We start from the raw sequence: 19,403 nt of genomic DNA, 5'->3' as shown, positions 1-19,403 counted from the left end.
TGTGGGAGCGGGCTTGCTCGCGAAAGCGGAGTGTCAGACGACAAATTTATCGACTGACATACCGCCTTCGCGAGCAAGCCCGCTCCCACAAGGGATTGGGATTAACCCATTAGCTTTCGGTATATTCCTTTTCTTTTTTTGCACGGAACGCCCATGTCGTCCCTGACTCCCTTGAACCACCTGATTACCCGCTTCCAGGAGCAGACGCCGATCCGCGCCAGTTCCTTGATCATCACGTTGTACGGGGATGCCATCGAACCCCATGGCGGCACCGTGTGGCTGGGCAGCCTGATTCAGTTGCTCGAACCCATCGGCATCAACGAACGGCTGATCCGCACTTCGATTTTTCGCCTGACCAAGGAAGGCTGGCTGACCGCCGAGAAAGTCGGTCGCCGCAGTTACTACAGCCTGACCGGCACCGGTCGTCGCCGTTTCGACAAGGCCTTCAAGCGGGTCTACAGCACCACGATGCCGGCCTGGGATGGTTCCTGGTGCCTGGTGATGCTCTCGCAACTGACCCAGGACAAACGCAAACAGGTGCGCGAGGAACTGGAATGGCAAGGCTTCGGCGCGATTTCGCCGGTGGTGCTGGCCTGTCCGCGCAGCGACCGGTCCGACGTCAACGCGACCCTGCTCGACCTCGGCGCCCAGGAGGACACCATCGTCTTCGAAACCACCGCCCAGGACGTCCTGGCCTCCAAGGCCCTGCGCCTGCAGGTACGCGAGAGCTGGAACATCGAGGAGCTGGCCGCGCATTACAGCGAGTTCATCCAGTTGTTCCGGCCGTTGTGGCAAGCCCTGCGCGAGCAGGAAAACCTGCAACCGGCCGACTGCTTCCTGGCGCGGGTGCTGTTGATTCACGAGTACCGCAAGCTGCTGCTGCGCGACCCGCAACTGCCGGACGAGTTGCTGCCCGGCGACTGGGAAGGCCGCGCCGCCCGCCAGTTGTGCCGCAACATTTACCGTTTGATCTACGCCAAGGCCGAAGAATGGCTGAACGCTGCACTGGAAACGGCCGACGGCCCGTTGCCGGATGTCGGTGAAAGCTTCTATCGGCGTTTTGGCGGACTGAAGTAGCACGTCATTGTTCAGGGAGTGGTGCGGTTCAGGAGACTTGAAGCATCCGGTGTCGTGTGGATTGACGTAGACAATAAAAATAAGCCTGCGTGAGGCCTGACATGATTTCTACAACAGCACAGCGCCAGGATGGGTTCGACCAGTGGATCCATCAGATCAACCAGATCTGTGGCGCCTTCAACGCACAACCCCTGGGCAGCGAATTTGCCGGGCGCATCCGCGAATACCAGAGCGATGCGCTCAAACTCAGTTTCGTCGACGTGTGCCAGGCGCGTTTGTACCGTACGCCCCAGGAAGTCGCGGCGGGTGAGGGCGGCAAGTACTTCGCGGTGTTCCAGCTCGACGGCACGGCGGGCATGGCCCAGGGCGACGACAAGGTCTTGCTGTCCCCCGGCGATATCACGCTGATCGATGCCTCGCGCCCCAGCGATTTCACCTACGGCGAAAACTCCCGGCAGTTGTCGCTGATCCTGCCGTATCAACTGGTCGAGCAAACCCTGCGCTTCAACCCGGTCAAGTGCGGCCACCGGATTGCCGCGACCTCGCCCATCGCCATGCTCTCGCACCGGCTGATCCTCGACGCCACCCGCCAGCAGCACCTGACCCGCCAGGAAAGCGAAGCGACCCTGGAGGCGATCGTCAGCCTGCTGCGCCCGGCGATCAGCCAGGCCGACGACTGCACCGATGCCCATGAGCGGATCTTCCGCAAGACGCTCACCTGCATCGACGAAAACATTCGCTCCGAAGACCTGTGCCCGGAATGGCTGGCGCGGGAAGTCGGCATGTCCACCCGTGGCCTGTACCGAATGTTTGCCAAGAAGGGACTGGTGGTGGCGCGCTACATCAAGAACCGTCGCCTGGACCTGTGCGCCGAATCCCTGCGCCAATCGGGCAAGGAGCAGAAGTTGTCGGTGCTGGGGTATTCGTGGGGGTTTTCCGATTCGAGCTACTTCTCCACCGCGTTCAAGTCGCGCTTCGGCATTGCGCCGGGGGAGTATCGCAAGCGGTATGCGTGATTTCTGTTGGGCGCTTTAAAAGATCGCAGCCTTCGGCAGCTCCTACAGGATCGGGTTAACACGCGATCAATGTAGGAGCTGCCGAAGGCTGCGATCTTTTGCGGTTATTCCGGAGCGCTCAGGTTCAACGTCGGCGTTTCATCGAAGAAGTTCCACGGATGCTTCTGCTGGGTGCGTAGGATGCTTCCGAGTGTTGGTGCACTTGTAGGACCGTTCGTTATTTTGTCGGCACCCAGTGCCGCGGCTGCTTTTTGACCGGGTCAAACCGTTCGGGTCGAACGCTACTGCAGAGCGCAAACCCTGCTCGTTTAAAAGCCCTCAAGGTTACTTCGCGAAAGCCACAGCGCCTTGCGTCGTTGCCTACACATACCCCAGAATCCGCCGGCTTGTGCGCCTTGGGGCCGCTCGGTAACTTGCTCCGCGTCACTGATTGTCAGTGATCGGGTTTAGTAGCCCGTGGTGTTATCAGTAAAGTGCATAGGCTCTGTCAGTCAGGTATCCCCATCCCTGAACTTGATGGTGGCTGTGCGCAGGGCGCTTCGGCGCGCCGGTAAATGCTGATCTCCCCGGTCTACTAACCTGCGTACAGCCGCCACCCTTCTTTTTAGTAGAGAAGAGTTGGCGGCTCCATTCAGGAGTAATCAGCTTATGGTTAAAGTGACGCCGGATCCGCCGGACACTGATCCGACATCCCCATCCGACCCCATCCCCTCTGCCGCCAACATCATGGCCACCCCGCGCAAACTCAGCACGATGTTCATCGTCAACCCGGAACTCGATACCGCAACCCTGCTGGCCCATGCCTGCGAGTCACTGGCATCTGCCAACGTCATGACCATGGATCTGGCGGATCGAACGGAAGGGACAAGTCGAAATACCCTGCTAGGCATCGCGCAAGTCATTCTGTTGGGGGAGCTGGCGGTGAACCAGGCGCTGGACCGGATCGATGCGCTTGGATAGAGGATCAACGATCGGGATGAGGCCTGACACACTGATGGAATTACCTGAACACTGATTAACCCTGTGGGAGCGGGCTTGCTCGCGAAGGCGTCGTGTCAGTCGACGTCAATGTCAATGACATACCGCTTTCGCGAGCAAGCCCGCTCCCACAGGTATTGTGTTTACCGTTTACTTCGGGGTGCTGAGGTTCAAGGTTGGCGTTTCATCGACCCGGTATCAACAGCTCATTGCGAATCCTGCCTCGCTGAAACTCTATCCGCACCAGCAGCTTCGAATGTCGGTGTATTTGCCGGTTCGTAACCTCGTTGAGGTTTAGTCTCTCGGACGGGTACTACGCCATGTCAGGACTCGACCTACACCTTTTCAGGAATGCGCCGACTTGTGACCGTTGCCTGCCGTCATTAACGTTCGGCTCCCCGGACTGTTTTGCCTGCCTTGGACCTCGATTGACAGATTCGCTTCAGCACAATGGCTGCCCGGTTCGGGCTTGCGGGCGGCCAATACCCTACTTCCCCCCCCCAAAAAAAAAATCGGAGGCTTGAAGATGGCCACTCCCACGATCATCGTCCCGATCGCCACCAGCAAAACCAACTCCTGCCAACTCAACCTGCCGTGGTTCGTGCAGCGCACCGAATACGACCCGGTACCCGCTACCTTCGAGCCGCTGGTTAACGGCGAGCGCGCATTCGGCGCGGTCTATGACGCCATCCTGGCGGCCAAAAGCAACGTGGAAATCATCTGCTGGGGCTTTCAGCCATCGATGTACTTCAAGCGCGGGGACAGCAGTTCACTGTGCATCGGCCAACTGCTGGGCATGGTGGCGGCTAAAGGTGTCAAGGTACGCATATTGTGCTGGTCCGATAGTCTGCACCTGACGGCGGCATTCGCTGAAAACATGACACCGGGCCGCAACCTGGCCTCGTTCATGTCAGGTGGCCGCAACGATGCCCAGCGCGAGTTCGACTGGGAATGGTATCGCCGGGCGACGAAGACCGACGTCAAGCGACGCTCCTGGTTCGAAAGCCATACGCCACTGGGGGCCCTCTCCCGCGCGAGGGGCGATTGGCTGGCCAAGGCCTTCAGCTTTGGCAAGGAAGCGTTCGAGAACATCGAGTTCGTCGCGCGGGACCTGAACCTGACGGACCGCGTGGAAATTGCCTGGCAGGTTGCGTTGAACAGCGCAGACGGCCAGCGTTCGAGATTCAACAAAGCGGCCACCGCCGGTGCGATGTCCATGATCCCGACACACCATCAGAAGATGGTGCTCGTCGATTACGAAACGCCCGATACCGCCGTCGGCTTTGTCATGGGGCATAACATGCTGGATGCCTACTGGGACAAGAACGATCACAGCGCCGCAAAGATGCACGCACAAACGGGGCGCAATGGCGAAACCCCGCGCCAGGACATTTCCAGCCGTGTGACCGGCCCGGTCCTTGAGTACCTCAACCACAATTTCGCCCAGGCCTGGTTGCATGAAACAGGTATCGATCTGCTGACTCCGAGAAAGGCCATTGCCAGCGCGCTCAGGCCACGGGCGGGGTTCGGCCCGCGAATGATGGCGCAGGTCTTGCGAACGCAGTTTCAGGAAGGTCGGCAAGACATCAAGGCGAACTACCTGCAAGCGGTAAGGAATGCGACGCAGTTTTTGTATCTGGAGAACCAGTACTTCCGTTGGCCGCCCTTGGCCGAGGAAATCAAAAAAGCTGCAGCGGTCCAGGTGGCCTGGGGTCGAAACACGGCCGTGCACGGCCCGATCTATCTGTTTGTCGTGACCAACTCCTCCAATGAAGGCATGGGCGATGGCACGGTCAACACCTACCGGATGCTCAGGCAGCTGGGGCGTCCGGATGTCATCCCCGAGGTCTCCCGGCTGGAGCGCCGCGATGAACTTCAGGAACAAGTCGCTCAAGCCAGGCAGAAGGTCCTCGACGCCCAGCGCGAATCCACCTTGTTCAACCGCGGTTATGGCCATATTCACGGCGAATGGGTCAGTCGGGCCTACGAACCCATCGAGGCTCGACTGAAAGCGGCGCAGCAACATTACGAGGAATTGGTGGACAGTCTTCCTCAGGAAAATGCAAAGCCCGTGCTGCCCGAAGAGATTCCGGGCCTGAAGGTCGTGGTATGCACCCTGGTCGCTCCGGACTCACCACCCGGCAACTGGCTGGATGTGTATATCCACAGCAAGTTGATGATCGTCAACGACGTGTTCACCACTTTGGGGTCGGCCAACATCAATACGCGCAGCATGGAAGTCGACAGTGAGTTGAATATCTGTGTTGAAGATCCGGCGGTTGCCAAGCCTTTGAGGAAGCAGTTGTGGGGGATACATACGGATGAGCAGGGAGCGGGGGATGATATTAGAGTTGCTTTTAATACTTGGACTAGGATCGCGGGTTACAACGCTGCAAATCGCAGCAATAGCGAAAATTTAGAGTCTCCGATGAGTTCTCTGACTGAGTTCAGAAGGGAAAGCCCTAGTCGAACTTACAAGGATTGATAATGTTTTTCAGGGTTGTGTTTTTGGCTTTTTTATTGGTGGGTCTTGAAGGGTGTAAAAAGGAGGAAGGTTTGGATATCACAGATGATCATATGGCCTATGCCTTGGGTAAATTGCAGTTTACCTGTGTTAAAGAATCAGAACGCCTGCCGCCTGTTAGTGAAAGTGCTCAGAGCCTTTATAACTATGCACGATTCCTTGATTCAGGGGTTGCTCAAAAGGACTATCAACAGATTGCCAGATTTTATCGATTAGGTTACGCAGCGGGCAGCTACAAGGCTGGCACCAATCTGCATACGTTGATATCACAAGGCATGATTAAAAGTGATGAGCCTGGCAAGGAAGTCATCGATATTGTCGAGTCGCTCATTTCGGCAGGTGTTCCAGGCGGCTACTACAATATGGGGCATTACCTGGAGCTTGGATATGGGGTCAAACAGGATACCAGTCGAGCACATGCATATTTTCGAAGAGCTGCGGACTTGGGCAACCCCGATGCGCAGTTTTACGTGTCGAAGTTGCTTGAAGGGATTACGCCTGCGAAACAAGTAGTTCTTGATATGCGTCGTTGCGCGATGAATCAGGGGCATGCGCAGAGCGCTTACCATTACGGAATGTTTTCAAAGGTGCGGCACTCTTATCCTGAAGCTATTGAGGGTTTTCAGTCCGGCACCCGAAATGGCAGTAGTAATAGTGCCGGGTTCTTGAGCGGAGGGTTTGCAACACCAGATCCAAAAGACCGGTTGTATTATTTTGCGCTGGCTGAGGATCCAGAGCGCTCCCGACGCTACGCAATAATCGAGGAGTTCCTCGACCGCTTTGAAGACCTTGGTGCCAAGGTCCCCGACATCGACAGCATCGTCCCGCTCCCCCCCGCCAAACTCCCGGACTGGGACGGCACCTTCGAATGGCTGAAAAAAAGGGACTCCACACCACCTCCGGAGAAACCTTCGGAGGAGATGATTCGCGAACTCAGTGAGGAAAAAGGCCTCGATCCGGAAACCGGCCTGCCCCTGTCAAAACATCAATGACAATCACCGGCGCGCTGAGTACCAGCTGGGAATCTGGAGGAGCGAGCTTGCTCGCGATGGTCGTCAACGATAACGCGCGAATTCTGGATAAACGCAGTGTCTTTGAGATCTTCGCGAGCAGGCTCGCTCCTACAGGTATTGCATTCGACCTGTTTACTTCGGGATGCTGAGGTTCAACGTCGGCGTTTCATCAAAGAAATTCCACGGCTTGAGCAGCACATGCACCCACTCGGTCGGCATGATCGGCCATTCCTCGGCGCGGGCGATGTGGGTGGTGCCGGTGGTCAGCCAGACCACGTCGTCGGTGTTTTCGATGGAGTGGTTGTCCTGGGTGAACTGCCCCAGGCCCGAGTCCTTGTCCGAGCGGTTCGGGTATTTGCCTTCCGGGTATTTTTCCTCGGGGTTGTATTGGGTCACCCACAGTTGCTTGTCCATGAAACTCAGGCGGTGGTAGAGCCATTCGTCCTTGCCGAAGTTGGCGCCCTTGGCCACCGGGTGGGTGCCGCCGGCGTACGGAATCAGTTGATAGGAAACCGGGTTGCCGACCTTGTTCTCCTTGCTGAAGTTGGTCAGCAGGCGCACGGTCGACGGGTCGAATTTCTGCGCCGCCTGTTGCTCGGTGCCGACCACTTTGGTTTCGGTCTGCATGGTGCTGGTGCGCGGGCCGCCACGGTCGTTGGGCTGCACCACCGGGTTCACTTCCACCAGTGAGTTCTGCTCGCCGTCCACGTCCATGTCGAGGCGGAAGTTGTAGATGTGCTGGTGCGTGGTGCCGACGATGTTGTGATCGAGCAGGGTGCCGTAGCGCGTGTCTTCCTTGGCGGTGTCTTCGTGCATGGTTTTGGACTTCACGCCCTTGACCGCTTCGATGCCGGTGGCGCCGGCGTCGATGCCGATGGTGCCGTTCTGCTGGAAGACCCAGTCGAAGATGTAGTCGTAGTTGCCGACGGTGCTGATCCAGCGCACCACCAGTTCACGACGCTCGGTGCTGAGGTTGGGCTGGCCGATTTCCTGGTGTTTGTATTCAGGCCCGGCGTAGCGCTCGAACACTGCCATGGCACGGGGGATCGCGGTCGGTGCACCGGTGTAGTCGGCGATGGTGGCGTCCAGCAGCACGGCGTTTTCCGGGGCGTCTTTGCCGCGGGCGATCGGCGAGGTCAGGGTGCCCATGCCGTAGTCGCCGGAGTCGAGGTAGGCCTTGAAGTACCAGCCGATGTCCGGGTCGCCGTAAGGCACGATCATGCCGCCCAGCGAGCCTTCGTACATGATTTTGCGTTTCTTGCCCTTGTCGTCATAGGTGACGGTGGACAGGATCGGCCCGACCCGTGAATCGAGGCGAACGTGGAAGTCCCAGTTCTGCCAGTGAATGCTGTTGCCGCTGATGGTGTAGTTCTTGCCCTCGGGTTCGATGATTTCCAGCGGTTTGACTGCGACGCCCTGGCGTCCGCGTCCGTCATACGGCGTCGGCTTCATCGGCACCGGAATCAGCGCGTCGTCTTCGATCTTGATCAGTTTCTTCTGTTCCAGGTCGACAATCGCCACCAGGCCCTCGATCGGGTGCGCCCAGTAGTTGCCGTCACCGGTGTTGAGGTAGCTGACGATTTTCAGCAGGCGCTTGTCCTGCGCCAGGCCGTCCTTGCCGTCGAAGTAACCGACGGTCAGTGGCGTCGCCACAACCTTCTTCACGTCGTTGATGCCGCGCTTGGCCAGGGCCTGGGCGTATTCCGGGCTGCTCTCGACGGCCGATTGCACCGTTGCGAAGTCGTCCAGCAAGACCATGCCGTGGGCGCCTTCGATCGGCTTCCAGGACTTGAGTGTCTTGGTGTCGAGATCCACCAGGGCTTCGATCACGTGTTTGCCGTCGAGCACCACGATCGAGGCCTCGCGCGGCTGGGTGACGTTCTGCCCGGTGAGGGCGAAGTTCCATACCTGATCCTTGGTCGGCGCCTTGACCGAGACTTCGGTGAAACGGAAACCGGGCTTGTAGTTGTCCGATTTCTTGACGATGTCCACGGCCGTGGTGATTTCGGCGGCGCTCAGGGGATTGAGCGGGTTGGGGCGGGTCTCGACGACGAAGGTCTTGTCCAGCCCGGACTGGAACACCTGGTTGATGAAGTCGGTGGACATGAACGCCTTATGGTCCTTGAACACCACCGGCACCGTCAGCTCGATGCGCTTGCCGTTGAGCATCGCCACTTTGCTGTCGGGCTTGACCTTGAGATAGACCCCGTCCTTGGCAATGGTGAACAGGTTGGCGTAGTCGTCCCATTTCACCGTGGCACCAAAGGCCTCCAGACCCTCTTGCAGCGGCACCATGTCGGCATGACCGCCGTGGGCCTGGGCATTGCCCGCCCAGTAAGGCAGGCCGAGTGTGCCCAGCGTGATAGCCAGGGCGAGGCGGGCCAGCGGTTTTCTGTTTCGCAATGCAAGGGAGGTGAACATTCTGGGTTCCTTCGGAAAAGCCGATAACAGCCATGCCCGCACTTTGCTACAGCCGGTGAATGGCTGCATTGGGAATCCTGCCAAAAACCTTTGGATCTGTGCCTGATTGAGCGTAGTCGGGCGGATTCTGACTGTTTTTCTATCAGTTGTCGTACAACGATGAAGGGTCGATGACCCCCTTTCAAAACTCACAAGGGAACGAGCGACGCGTCGCGGTACCTGTGTCCAGGAGCCTGTTTTATGGGTTTATTCGATTATATGTCGCATTTTCAGGGCGGTCAGGCCGTTCAGGTCTAAGGAGTTTTCTTGTTGACAGTGGCCCATGGGACTGGCTATAAATCGCTTAAGTCATACGACGACATATGACATGAACGTCCAAACTAAAAATAAAAAGAGTGTCGACCTCAACATGAATCCAATCGCCTCCCTCTCGCCCCTGAAGTTCCCGTGTTCAGCCATCGGCTTCTATGTGCACACACCCTTGCGCCCGTTACCTGAGACAACCCGTCACTGACTCGCGTGAGAAACGCAGGCTGAGCAATCGGTCCCCGTTTCTCAGTGAGTTGTCTGATGAGTTGTCCGAAATCAGTTGGCCCAATCCCTTGGCGGAATAGGGCCCGTTTCGTCGTGGACTGATGCATTGAAGTGAAGCCCGGCGGCCCAATCGATCTCGTTTTACACCGAGAGATCATCACCAAAAATCTACAATAAAGTGATGCCATGAACTTGAACGAGCCCATTACTGCGCAACGCGTCAGCCAGTCTGTCGGTAAATACCGATGGACCATTTGTGCGTTGTTGTTTTTTGCAACCACCGTCAATTACCTCGACCGCCAGGTGCTCAGCCTGCTGGCGCCGGATCTGTCGAGGCAGTTTGGCTGGAGCAACACCGATTACGCCAACATTGCCGCCGTCTTCCAGTTCACCTACGCGATTTCCATGCTGTTCGCGGGCCGTGTAGTGGACAAGATCGGCACCAAGGCCGCTTTTGTGGTGGCGATTTGCATTTGGTCGACCGGTGCCGTCATGCACGCCTTTGCAGAACCCATGGGCGAGGGTATTGCCGCCATCTGTAGCGCGCTGGGTATTGCGGTCATCCCGGTCTCGATCGCCGGCTTCATGCTGTCGCGCGCCGTGCTGGCGATCGGTGAATCGGCCAACTTCCCGACCGCAATCAAGGTCACCGCTGAGTATTTCCCGAAGAAGGAACGCTCCTTCGCCACCGGCATCTTCAACTCCGGGGCCAACGTCGGCGCGATCCTGGCACCCATTTCGGTGCCGCTGATCGCTGGCCTGTGGGGCTGGCAGACGGCGTTCATCGTGATCGGCATGCTGGGCTTTATCTGGATGGGCGTATGGCTGGTGTTGTACGACAAGCCGGAGGAGCAGAAGCGCTTGTCGGCGCAGGAATTGGCGCACATCCGCAGTGATTCCCCCGCCAGCGCTGCTGTGCAGACGGGCGTCGGCAAAAAGGTTTCGTGGTTCCAATTGCTGAAATACCGTCAGACCTGGGCGTTCGCCTTCGGCAAGTTCATGACCGATGGTGTGTGGTGGTTCTTTCTCTTCTGGCTGCCGACCTACCTGTCGGAGCAGTACGGCCTGAAAGGCGCAGCCATCGTGGTGCCACTGGCCGTGCTGTACAGCATGACCATGGTCGGCAGTATAGGCGGCGGCTGGTTCCCCAGCTATTTCATGGCCCGTGGCGACAAGCCGTATGACGGTCGCATGAAAGCCATGCTGGTGATTGCCGTTTTCCCGTTGGTCGTGCTGCTGGCACAGCCATTGGGTCACATCAGCGTCTGGGTACCGGTGTTGCTGATTGGTGTGGGCGCGTCGGCGCATCAGGCCTGGTCGGCCAACATTTTCACCACGGTGTCCGACATGTTTCCGCAAAAGACCGTCGCGTCCGTGGTCGGCATTGGCGGCATGGCGGGTGGGTTGGGCGGAGTCTTGCTGACCAAGATCGGTGGCTGGGTGTTCGACTACTACAAATCGGTGGGTGAAATCCGTACCGGCTACATGATCATGTTCGCCGTCTGCGCGCTGGCCTATCTGGTGGCGTGGAGTGTGATGAAGATGCTGGTGCCTCGTCACAAGGAAATTACCGACCTGTGAATGACGGCTTCGATGGCATCTGCAAGACGGAGTAACCCGTCGGATTGAACAAGGCCGCTGAGCAATCAGCGGCCTTTTTTGCGTTACCTGTAGGAGCTGCCGAAGGCTGCGATCTTTGGACTTTGATTTTGAAAAGAAAGATCAAAAGATCGCAGCCTTCGGCAGCTCCTACAGGGGGCGTGTTTGAGGTGGGTGGCGATTGCTTTGGTTTAATAAGAAGCATTACTATTCACGCTCCGTTTCCACAGCACACCGCAATGACCCTCAAGCTGCCCCGCAGACACGGCTTTTTCGAGCATTACGAAGAGTTGGTTGGTACCTGGACCCGTCGCCTGAGGAATCGTCAGCAGGCCGAGGACCTGGCCCACGATACCTTCGTGCGGGTGCTTGAGTCCGATTCGGCGCGGGTGGAACAGCCCCGGGCATATTTGCACCAGACCGCGCGCAACATTGCCGTGGATGGTTATCGGCGTGAGGACCGGCGGGGCGCCATGGAGTCAGAGGCGATCGATCTCAGTGAGTCGCCGACCGGCGACCCGGAGCATTTCATGCACGCGATCCAGCTGGCTGATTCCATCGAGCGGGCGCTTACCGAGTTGCCAGTCAACTGCCGCAAGGTGTTTGTCTGGCAGAAAATCGAGGGCCTGACCCAGGCCGAAATCGCCGAACGCCTGGGGCTGTCCAAGAACATGGTGGAAAAGTATATGATCCGCACGCTTCGGCACCTGCGCGATCGCCTGGACGGGTTGCAGTCATGATGTGCTGCGGCCATGAACCTACCCGTAGGAGCTGCCGAAGGCTGCGATCTTTTGGCGGCCTTGGCGTTGCCGAAGATCAAAAGATCGCAGCCTTCGGCAGCTCCTACGCCAAGCCGATGCGGTGTGATGATTTTTCCCCGGCCCAACAGGAACTTCCATGATGGATACTCGTGATTGTGCGTGCGGGCAAACAACGGTTCGCGATGACGCGGCGCTATGGTTTGTACGTTTGCAGGAACCTGTCGTCGATGTCGAAGTGCGTCGCCGGTTTCAGGCCTGGCTGGACGAACACCCCCAACACCGAAACGAATTCGAAATGCTCCAGGGGTTGTGGCGCGCCGCCGATTTGCTGCCGGCGGCGCGTTTGCATGCCTTGTGTGAAACCCCGCCAGCCCTGAAAAAACCTCGTCCGGTACTGCGTTACGCGGTAGCCGCCAGTGTGCTCGCGGTGGCGCTTGGCCTGGGTCTGTTCAGCAGCCTGAATCATCCGGCGCCTTACACGGCCGAGTTTTCAACGGCCCTGAATGAGCGGCGCCATGTGGCGTTGCCGGACGGTTCGGCGGTGGATCTGGACAGTCGCAGCCGGATTCAGGTGCGTTTTGAAAAGGGTCAACGCCACGTTGAGCTAAGTGAAGGCGAAGCGATGTTCAGCGTCGAGCACGACACCCACCGACCCTTTGTGGTCGAGTCGGGCAGCGGCAAGGTCACGGTCACCGGCACCCGGTTCGACGTACGCCGTGGCGCCAGCGAAACCCGGGTGGTGGTGGAGCAGGGCACGGTCAAGGTCCAGGGGCGCGAGGCTGCCGATCACGATTTCATCCATCTGACAGCAGGCCTGGGCACCCACGTCGATGCCCAGGGCAAGGTCGCGGCCGCCTACGCCGTCAACCCGGCGGAAATGACCGCCTGGCGCAGCGGCAAACTGGTGTTCAACAACGCCAGCCTGGCCGACGTCGCCGAGCAGGTCTCACGTTATCGGGAGAAACCGCTCAAGGTCGCCAGCGCAGCGGTCGGCGATCTGCGCCTGACCAGCGTGTTCAAGTCCGACAACACCGACGCACTGCTCAAGGCCTTGCCGAGCATTCTGCCGGTGGCCGTGCGCACCCTTGGCGATGGCAGCCAGGAAATAATTTCAAAATAAAATTCAGGTTTTTTTCGAGTTCATCGTCTTCCTGTTCAACTGCAACTGGTTTGCATTAACAAGCGCACACTTTTGCGATCCACAGGATTACGTTCGACGTGAAAAACTCCACCGCTAAAAACAACAAATTCCCCTGGTTGCCGCTGGCGCTCGCCCTGGCGGTCAACATTGCGCTACCCCAGGCCTTTGCCGCCGACGGCATCCGCATCCCGGCGCAACCCTTGGGACAAGCCTTGAGCCAGTTGGGCCAGCAAACCTCGCTTCAGGTGTTCTTCAGCCCTGAGCTGGTCGCCGGCAAACAGGCTCCGGCGGTGGAAGGCAATATTTCCCCGGAAGACGCACTGCGCCAGTTGCTGCAAGGCAGCGGCCTGCAATACCAGATCGATGAAGGTTCGGTGACCCTGATGCCGGCACCGACTTCGGCGGCCAACGGCCCGCTGGAGCTGGGCGTGACCGACATCAAGGTGGTGGGCGACTGGCTCGATAACGCCGATGCCGCCTTGGTGCAGAACCACCCTGGCGCACGAACGGTGGTGCGCCGCGAAGCCATGGTCGAGCAGGGCGCGATGAACGTCGGCGAGGTGTTGAAACGGGTTCCCGGCGTGCAAGTGCAGGACGCCAACGGCACCGGTGGCAGCGACATTTCCCTCAACGTCGGCGTGCGTGGCCTGACTTCGCGCCTGTCGCCTCGCTCCACCGTGCTGATCGACGGCATCCCGGCGGCGTTCGCGCCCTACGGGCAGCCACAACTGTCCATGGCACCGATTTCCTCCGGCAACCTCGACAGCATCGACGTGGTACGCGGTGCCGGCTCCGTGCGCTACGGACCGCAAAACGTCGGCGGTGTGATCAACTTCGTGACCCGCGCGATCCCGGAACAGGCCTCCGCGGAAATCGGCACCACCCTGGAAACCTCGCAGCACGGTGGCTGGAAACACATCGACACGGCGTTCATGGGCGGCACCGCCGACAACGGCATGGGCGTGGCGCTGTTGTACTCCGGCGTGAACGGCAACGGTTACCGTGAAAGCAACAACGGCAACGACATCGACGACGTGATCCTCAAGACCCATTGGGCGCCGACCGATGTCGACGATTTCAGCCTCAATTTCCACTACTACGACGCCAAGGCCGACATGCCCGGCGGCCTGACCCAGGCGCAGTACGACGCCGACCCGTTCCAGTCGGTGCGCGACTACGACAACTTCAGCGGCCGTCGCAAGGATGTGTCGTTCAAGTGGGCGCGGCAGATCGACGATCGCACCCAGGCCGAAGTGCTGACCTACTACACCGACAGTTTTCGTGGCAGCACCATCGCCTCGCGTGACCTGAAGACTCTCAATTCCTATCCGCGCAGCTACTACACCTTCGGTATCGAACCACGGGTCTCCCACGTCTTCGATGTCGGCCCGACCACCCAGGAAGTCAGCGTCGGTTATCGCTACCTGAAGGAAGCCATGCACGAAGAGGCCAGCCGAGTGGCGCTGGTCAACAACGAGCCCGTCGTGCGTCCGGGGGCGGACGGCCATGTCTATCAGGACCGCACCGGTGGAACCGAGGCCAATTCGGTCTACGTCGACAACAAGATCGACGTGGGAAACTGGACCGTCACCCCGGGTATTCGCTTCGAACACATCAACACCGACTGGCATGACCGCCCGGTACTCGACACGGCCGGTAAACCGGTGCCGGAGAAAAAACGCAGCATCGAAAGCAACGAGCCGCTGCCGGCCCTGAGCGTGATGTACCACATGTCCGAGGCCTGGAAGCTGTTCGCCAACTACGAAACCTCGTTCGGCGCGCTGCAGTATTTCCAGCTGGGGCAGGGCGGTATCGGTAATGAGCCTGCCAACGGCCTGCAGCCGGAAAAGGCCAAGACCTACGAAATCGGTACGCGCTACAACGATGACGTGTGGGGCGGCGAGGTGACGCTGTTCTACATCGACTTCGACGACGAACTGCAATACATCAGCAATGACGTGGGCTGGACCAATCTCGGCGCGACCAAGCACCAGGGCATCGAAACCTCGGTGCACTACGATATGGCGGCGCTGGACCCACGCCTCGACGGCCTGAGCGCCAACGCCGGTTTCACCTACACCCGTGCCACTTATGAAGGTGAAATCCCGGGCTTCAAGGGCCGTGACCTGCCGTTCTACTCCCGTCAGGTGGCCACCGCCGGCCTGCGTTACGACATCAACCGCTGGACCTGGAATCTCGATGCGTTCGCCCAGTCGAAACAGCGCTCGCCGGGCACCGGGGTGAACGCCGATGGCAGTTTCAACGGCAACTACATCACCGAAGGCTCCGCCGACGGCCAGTTCGGCGACATTCCGGGTTACGTGACCTGGAACGTGCGTAGCGGCTATGACTTCGGCCCGCAGGTGTCGAACCTGAAACTGGGGGCCGGGGTGAAAAACATCTTCGACAAGCAGTACTTCACCCGCTCCAGCGACAACAACTCGGGCATGTACGTCGGTGCGCCGCGGACGTTCTTTGTGCAGGCCAGTGTCGGGTTCTGATAGACCGAGGTGAATTCATCGCGAGCAAGCTCGCTCCCACAATGACCGTATCGTTCACAAATCATGTGTACGACACAAATCCTGTGGGAGCGAGCCTGCTCGCGAAGCTTTTCAGACCTTCAACACCTTCCCGCCAATCGCCACCGCCACCAGCAACAGCGCCATCAAGGCAAAGGCAAAACTCAAGCTGGCGCCATGGGCGACAAAGCCGATCAGCGCAGGCCCTGCGAGAATGCCCGCATAACCCAGGGTGGTAATGGCCGGTACGGCGATGCTCTCGGGCATGACCGTCTGCTTGCCCACGGCGGTGTACAGCACCGGGACGATGTTCGAGCAACCGGCGCCCAGCAGCGCGTAACCCACCAGCGCCGCCTCCCAACTCGAGGCGAACGTCGCCAGAAACAAGCCCGCGGCAGCCGTCAGCCCGCCGAACACAATCACCCGTGTCGCACCCAGCCGGCGCACGATTTTGTCGCCGGTCAAACGCCCGGTCGTCATGGTCAAGGCAAACGCCGCATAGCCGAGGCCCGCATACGCCGTGTCGATGCCACGTTCCTGTGCCAGGAATACCGCGCTCCAGTCCAGCGCCGCGCCTTCGGCGAGGAACACGATGAAGCACATGCCACCGATAAACAGGACGATGCCATGGGGCACAGCGAACGCCGGCCCTGAGCTCTCACTGCCGTAGGGCAACAGGTGCGGCACGGCCCTGGCCAAGGCGATCAGCAGCATCACGACCACCACCAGCGTGGCCCCCAGCGGTGAAATCCCCAGGCCCAGCAAGCCGCTGACGCCTGCCGCACCGACTATCCCGCCGAGGCTGAACAGGCCGTGGAAACCCGACATCATGTTTTTGCCGCTGGCGCGCTCGACAATCACCGCTTGCAGGTTGACCGTCGAATCCACCGTGCCGAGGCCCGCGCCGAACATGAACAGCGCCGCGATCAAGGCCGGAATCGATGACACCGTGGCCAGCAGCGGCAGGGCGGCACAGATCAGCAAGGTCCCACCGGTCGTCACCCGCCGGCAGCCGAACCGCGTGGCCAGGATCCCGGCCATCGGCATCGCCAGGATCGAACCCACCCCCAGACACAGCAGCAACAGACCCAGGGTGCCCTCATCCAGCCCGGCCCGCGCCTTGGCATAGGGCACCAGCGGCGCCCACGCGGCGATGCCGAACCCGGCGATGAAAAAGGCGATGCGCGTGGACATCTGTTCCAGGCGGCCGGGAACGAAGGTGGTCTGGCTGTTGAGGCTGGTCATATCAATCCCTGGCAAAAAACGTCACGTCCTCAACGGACAGTGATCGGCCGGCGAGGGTTCGATCAGTGCCCGGAAAGTTTTACGGTCAAACAGCGCGACATCCTTGCACAGCGCCGCTGTTTTTCGCGATATGTTGAGCCATTCCAATGACACACGGAGGGCGCCATGGCGCAGAGGTACGATGCACGGGGCAATATTTACATCGTGGTAGCGCCCGAAGATTTACGCCACCAGGGCATCGACTTGCCCGGGCAGGCCAGCCACGCAGCGCAAACTCGTCAGGCATGGGCTGCGGCGGCCATCGAAGCCTGCTGCAACTGGGCCCCCGGCACACAACCGGCCGGCAGCAAGGATCATCGCAGCGACGGTCTGCTGGTTGGACCGTTCCAGTCCTCGCCACCCTTTGACCTGTTGATCGTCAACACCGACGGCACCCTGGCCGAACGCAGTGGCAACGGGCTGACGATTTTTTCCCAGGCATTGAGCGACCAAGGGCTTTTACCCGGCGACGAAGCCTGCCTGCTCAGGGTTCACCACGACAAGTCCGACACGCCTTCACCGGGGCAGACTTCGGTGAAAGCGGCTGAAGTCGAGGACGTGCAGGGTTTCTGGCTCGACCTTGGCCAGCCTGGTTTCGGGCCATCGGCGGTCAGTGCCGAGGGCGTTGAAACGGCGCTGTTGAATGGCCGCGAACTCAGCCATGTCAAACCGCTGTCGGCACTCAATGGCGCATGGTCACGCAGCCAGTTCGCGCGGGTCGGTAATCCGCATTGCGTGACGCTGGTCGAAAACGCCGACGACTTGCCGAGTATTGAGCAGATGCGAGAACCGGCGCTGGCTGACGGGTTGATGCGAATTGCCTACGCCATGCCGGTCGGTGCAGGCAATCCCTGTCCGGCGGGGATCAATCTGCAATGGGCGATGCGCTTGTCCGAAGGACACATCGCCGCGCGGGTATTCGAGCGCGGCGAGGGGCCGACAGCGTCGTCGGGGACCAGCGCCAGTGCGGTGGCCTGTGCGGCCTGGCGCGTGGGTTGGGTCAGGGCCGGGGAAGTGAAGGTGACGATGCCGGGTGGCACGGCGCCGATCTTGCTGGAAGAGGAGCGGGGGGAGTTGAGTCGGGTCAGTCTGTTTGGTACGGCTCGAATGATGGATTGACTTCAAAATAGCCTTCGCGAGCAAGCCCGCTCCCACAGGGTTTTGACTGTGGGGGCGGGCTTGCTCGCGAAGAGGCCAGATCAGTCAACACCAAACTCAACTCAGCTCACTGAACTCAACCACCGGCATCGTCCGCTTCATCAACACCTTGCCCGCGCGCACCGAGTACAGCGGCAACCCCTGGCTGCGGATCACCTCGTAATCACTCTCCGCCGACAGAATCAGCAGGTTCGCCGGCCGCCCGCGCTCCAGGCCATAGCGCTCGCCGAGGTTCATGGCCCTGGCGCTGTTGTCCGTCACCAGGTCCAGCGCGCTTTGCAGGTTGCGATAACCGAGCATGTGGCAGATGTGCAGCCCGGCCTCGAGCACCCGCAAAATGTTGCCATTGCCCAGGGGGTACCACGGATCGACGATGGAGTCCTGGCCGAAGCACACGTTCATGCCCGCTTCCAGCAACTCGTTGACCCGGGTCACGCCCCGGCGTTTCGGAAAGCTGTCGAAGCGACCTTGCAGGTGGATGCTTTCGGTGGGGCAGGAGACAAAGCTGATCCCCGAATGCCCGAGCAAGCGGAACAGCTTGGCGCAGTACGCGTTGTCGTAGGAGCCCATGGCCGTGGTGTGGCTGGCCGTGACCCGCGAACCCATGTCGCGGCTGCGGGCCTCTTCGGCGAGCACTTCGAGAAAGCGTGAATGCGGGTCGTCGGTTTCGTCGCAATGCACGTCGACCAGGCAACCGCTGCGTTCGGCCAGGTCCATGAGGAACTTCACCGAGCTGACACCCTGGTCGCGGGTGTACTCGAAATGCGGAATGCCACCGACCACGTCCGCGCCCATGCGGATCGCCTCTTCCATCAACTCGCGACCATTGCGGTACGACTCGATGCCTTCCTGAGGGAACGCGACGATTTGCAGGTCGACCAGGTGCCGGCTTTCCTCGCGCACTTCGAGCATCGCCTTGAGCGCGGTCAGTTGCGGGTCGGTGACGTCGACGTGGGTGCGCACATGCTGGATGCCGTGGGCGGCGAGGGCCTGGATGGTTTTTTTGGCGCGGGTCTTGGTGTCTTCCTGGGTGATGGTCGCCTTGCGTTCGCCCCAGCACTCGATGCCTTCGAACAGCGTGCCGCTCATGTTCCAGCGCGGCTCGCCGGCGGTCAGGGTGGCGTCGAGGTGGATGTGCGGCTCGACAAAGGGCGGCACCACCAGATTACCGCCGGCATCCAGGTCGCCAGGGCCCAGGGTCGGGGCCTCGATCTGGCGGGCGATGCTGCTGATCAGGCCGTTTTCCAGGTTCAGCTCATGCAGGCCTTCCTGGTTGCGCAGACGGGCGTTGATGATGTGCATCGGGCGAGTCCTTTTAGCGATTCGTATTGGCAATACCTTTACGTTAGCTCGCCAACGGCGGTCCTCGCCAGTGACA

13 protein-coding genes are annotated in these 19,403 nt (G+C 59.9%); 10 read left to right on the top strand and 3 right to left on the bottom strand.

From position 1 onward, the window contains the following. Nucleotides 1-153 precede the first annotated feature (153 nt). From paaX to KW838_RS25360, 5 genes are all read left to right on the top strand, one after another. Complete coding sequence (gene paaX / locus KW838_RS25380) at nucleotides 154-1,077, top strand: phenylacetic acid degradation operon negative regulatory protein PaaX (RefSeq protein WP_007972019.1); 924 nt, start codon at nucleotides 154-156, stop codon at nucleotides 1,075-1,077. A 101-nt stretch (nucleotides 1,078-1,178) separates the two neighbouring features. Further along, complete coding sequence (gene feaR / locus KW838_RS25375; protein ID WP_102702673.1) at nucleotides 1,179-2,093, top strand: transcriptional regulator FeaR; 915 nt, start codon at nucleotides 1,179-1,181, stop codon at nucleotides 2,091-2,093. Between the two features lie 648 nt (nucleotides 2,094-2,741). Next, complete coding sequence (locus KW838_RS25370) at nucleotides 2,742-3,053, top strand: DUF6124 family protein (RefSeq protein WP_218503893.1); 312 nt, start codon at nucleotides 2,742-2,744, stop codon at nucleotides 3,051-3,053. A gap of 544 nt (nucleotides 3,054-3,597) precedes the next feature. Next, complete coding sequence (locus KW838_RS25365; RefSeq protein WP_218503892.1) at nucleotides 3,598-5,556, top strand: phospholipase D-like domain-containing protein; 1,959 nt, start codon at nucleotides 3,598-3,600, stop codon at nucleotides 5,554-5,556. Nucleotides 5,557-5,558: 2 nt separating this feature from the next. Further along, nucleotides 5,559-6,587, top strand: a complete 1,029-nt coding sequence (locus KW838_RS25360; RefSeq protein ID WP_218503891.1) for a sel1 repeat family protein — start codon at nucleotides 5,559-5,561, stop codon at nucleotides 6,585-6,587. A 153-nt stretch (nucleotides 6,588-6,740) separates the two neighbouring features. Here the strand turns inward: KW838_RS25360 and tynA are convergent, their stop codons facing one another. After that, a complete protein-coding gene (tynA, locus tag KW838_RS25355) occupies nucleotides 6,741-9,029 on the bottom strand; it encodes a primary-amine oxidase (protein WP_218503890.1) in 2,289 nt (762 codons plus the stop codon). Nucleotides 9,030-9,749: 720 nt separating this feature from the next. On the opposite strand from tynA, the gene KW838_RS25350 reads away from it, so the two are divergent. The 4 genes from KW838_RS25350 to KW838_RS25335 all read left to right on the top strand — a co-directional run bounded on the left by KW838_RS25350 (nucleotide 9,750) and on the right by KW838_RS25335 (nucleotide 15,565). Continuing rightward, the gene (locus tag KW838_RS25350) at nucleotides 9,750-11,144 is read left to right on the top strand and encodes an MFS transporter (protein WP_102702362.1); all 1,395 of its coding nucleotides are present in this window, start codon (nucleotides 9,750-9,752) and stop codon (nucleotides 11,142-11,144) included. 257 nt (nucleotides 11,145-11,401) lie between these two features. Continuing rightward, nucleotides 11,402-11,902, top strand: coding sequence for a sigma-70 family RNA polymerase sigma factor (locus KW838_RS25345; protein WP_008021652.1), 501 nt, complete (start codon nucleotides 11,402-11,404; stop codon nucleotides 11,900-11,902). A gap of 157 nt (nucleotides 11,903-12,059) precedes the next feature. Beyond that, a complete protein-coding gene (locus tag KW838_RS25340; protein WP_218503889.1) occupies nucleotides 12,060-13,043 on the top strand; it encodes a FecR family protein in 984 nt (327 codons plus the stop codon). 98 nt (nucleotides 13,044-13,141) lie between these two features. Then, entirely contained in the window at nucleotides 13,142-15,565 is a 2,424-nt protein-coding gene (locus KW838_RS25335; RefSeq protein ID WP_218503888.1) for a TonB-dependent receptor, read from the top strand. A 111-nt stretch (nucleotides 15,566-15,676) separates the two neighbouring features. Here KW838_RS25335 and KW838_RS25330 read toward each other — a convergent pair whose 3' ends face one another. After that, nucleotides 15,677-16,828, bottom strand: a complete 1,152-nt coding sequence (locus KW838_RS25330; RefSeq protein WP_102702358.1) for an MFS transporter — start codon at nucleotides 16,826-16,828, stop codon at nucleotides 15,677-15,679. 165 nt (nucleotides 16,829-16,993) lie between these two features. Between KW838_RS25330 and KW838_RS25325 the strand changes: the two genes are divergently transcribed. Continuing rightward, entirely contained in the window at nucleotides 16,994-17,986 is a 993-nt protein-coding gene (locus tag KW838_RS25325; protein WP_218503887.1) for a diaminopimelate epimerase, read from the top strand. A gap of 96 nt (nucleotides 17,987-18,082) precedes the next feature. Here the strand turns inward: KW838_RS25325 and codA are convergent, their stop codons facing one another. Continuing rightward, entirely contained in the window at nucleotides 18,083-19,327 is a 1,245-nt protein-coding gene (codA, locus tag KW838_RS25320; protein ID WP_218503886.1) for a cytosine deaminase, read from the bottom strand. Nucleotides 19,328-19,403 lie beyond the last annotated feature (76 nt).

This window comes from Pseudomonas sp. PDM27 (assembly GCF_019219205.1).
In the GTDB taxonomy this organism is placed as follows: Bacteria; Pseudomonadota; Gammaproteobacteria; order Pseudomonadales; family Pseudomonadaceae; genus Aquipseudomonas; species Aquipseudomonas laurylsulfatiphila.
This window is presented reverse-complemented; position numbering and strand designations above follow the sequence as displayed.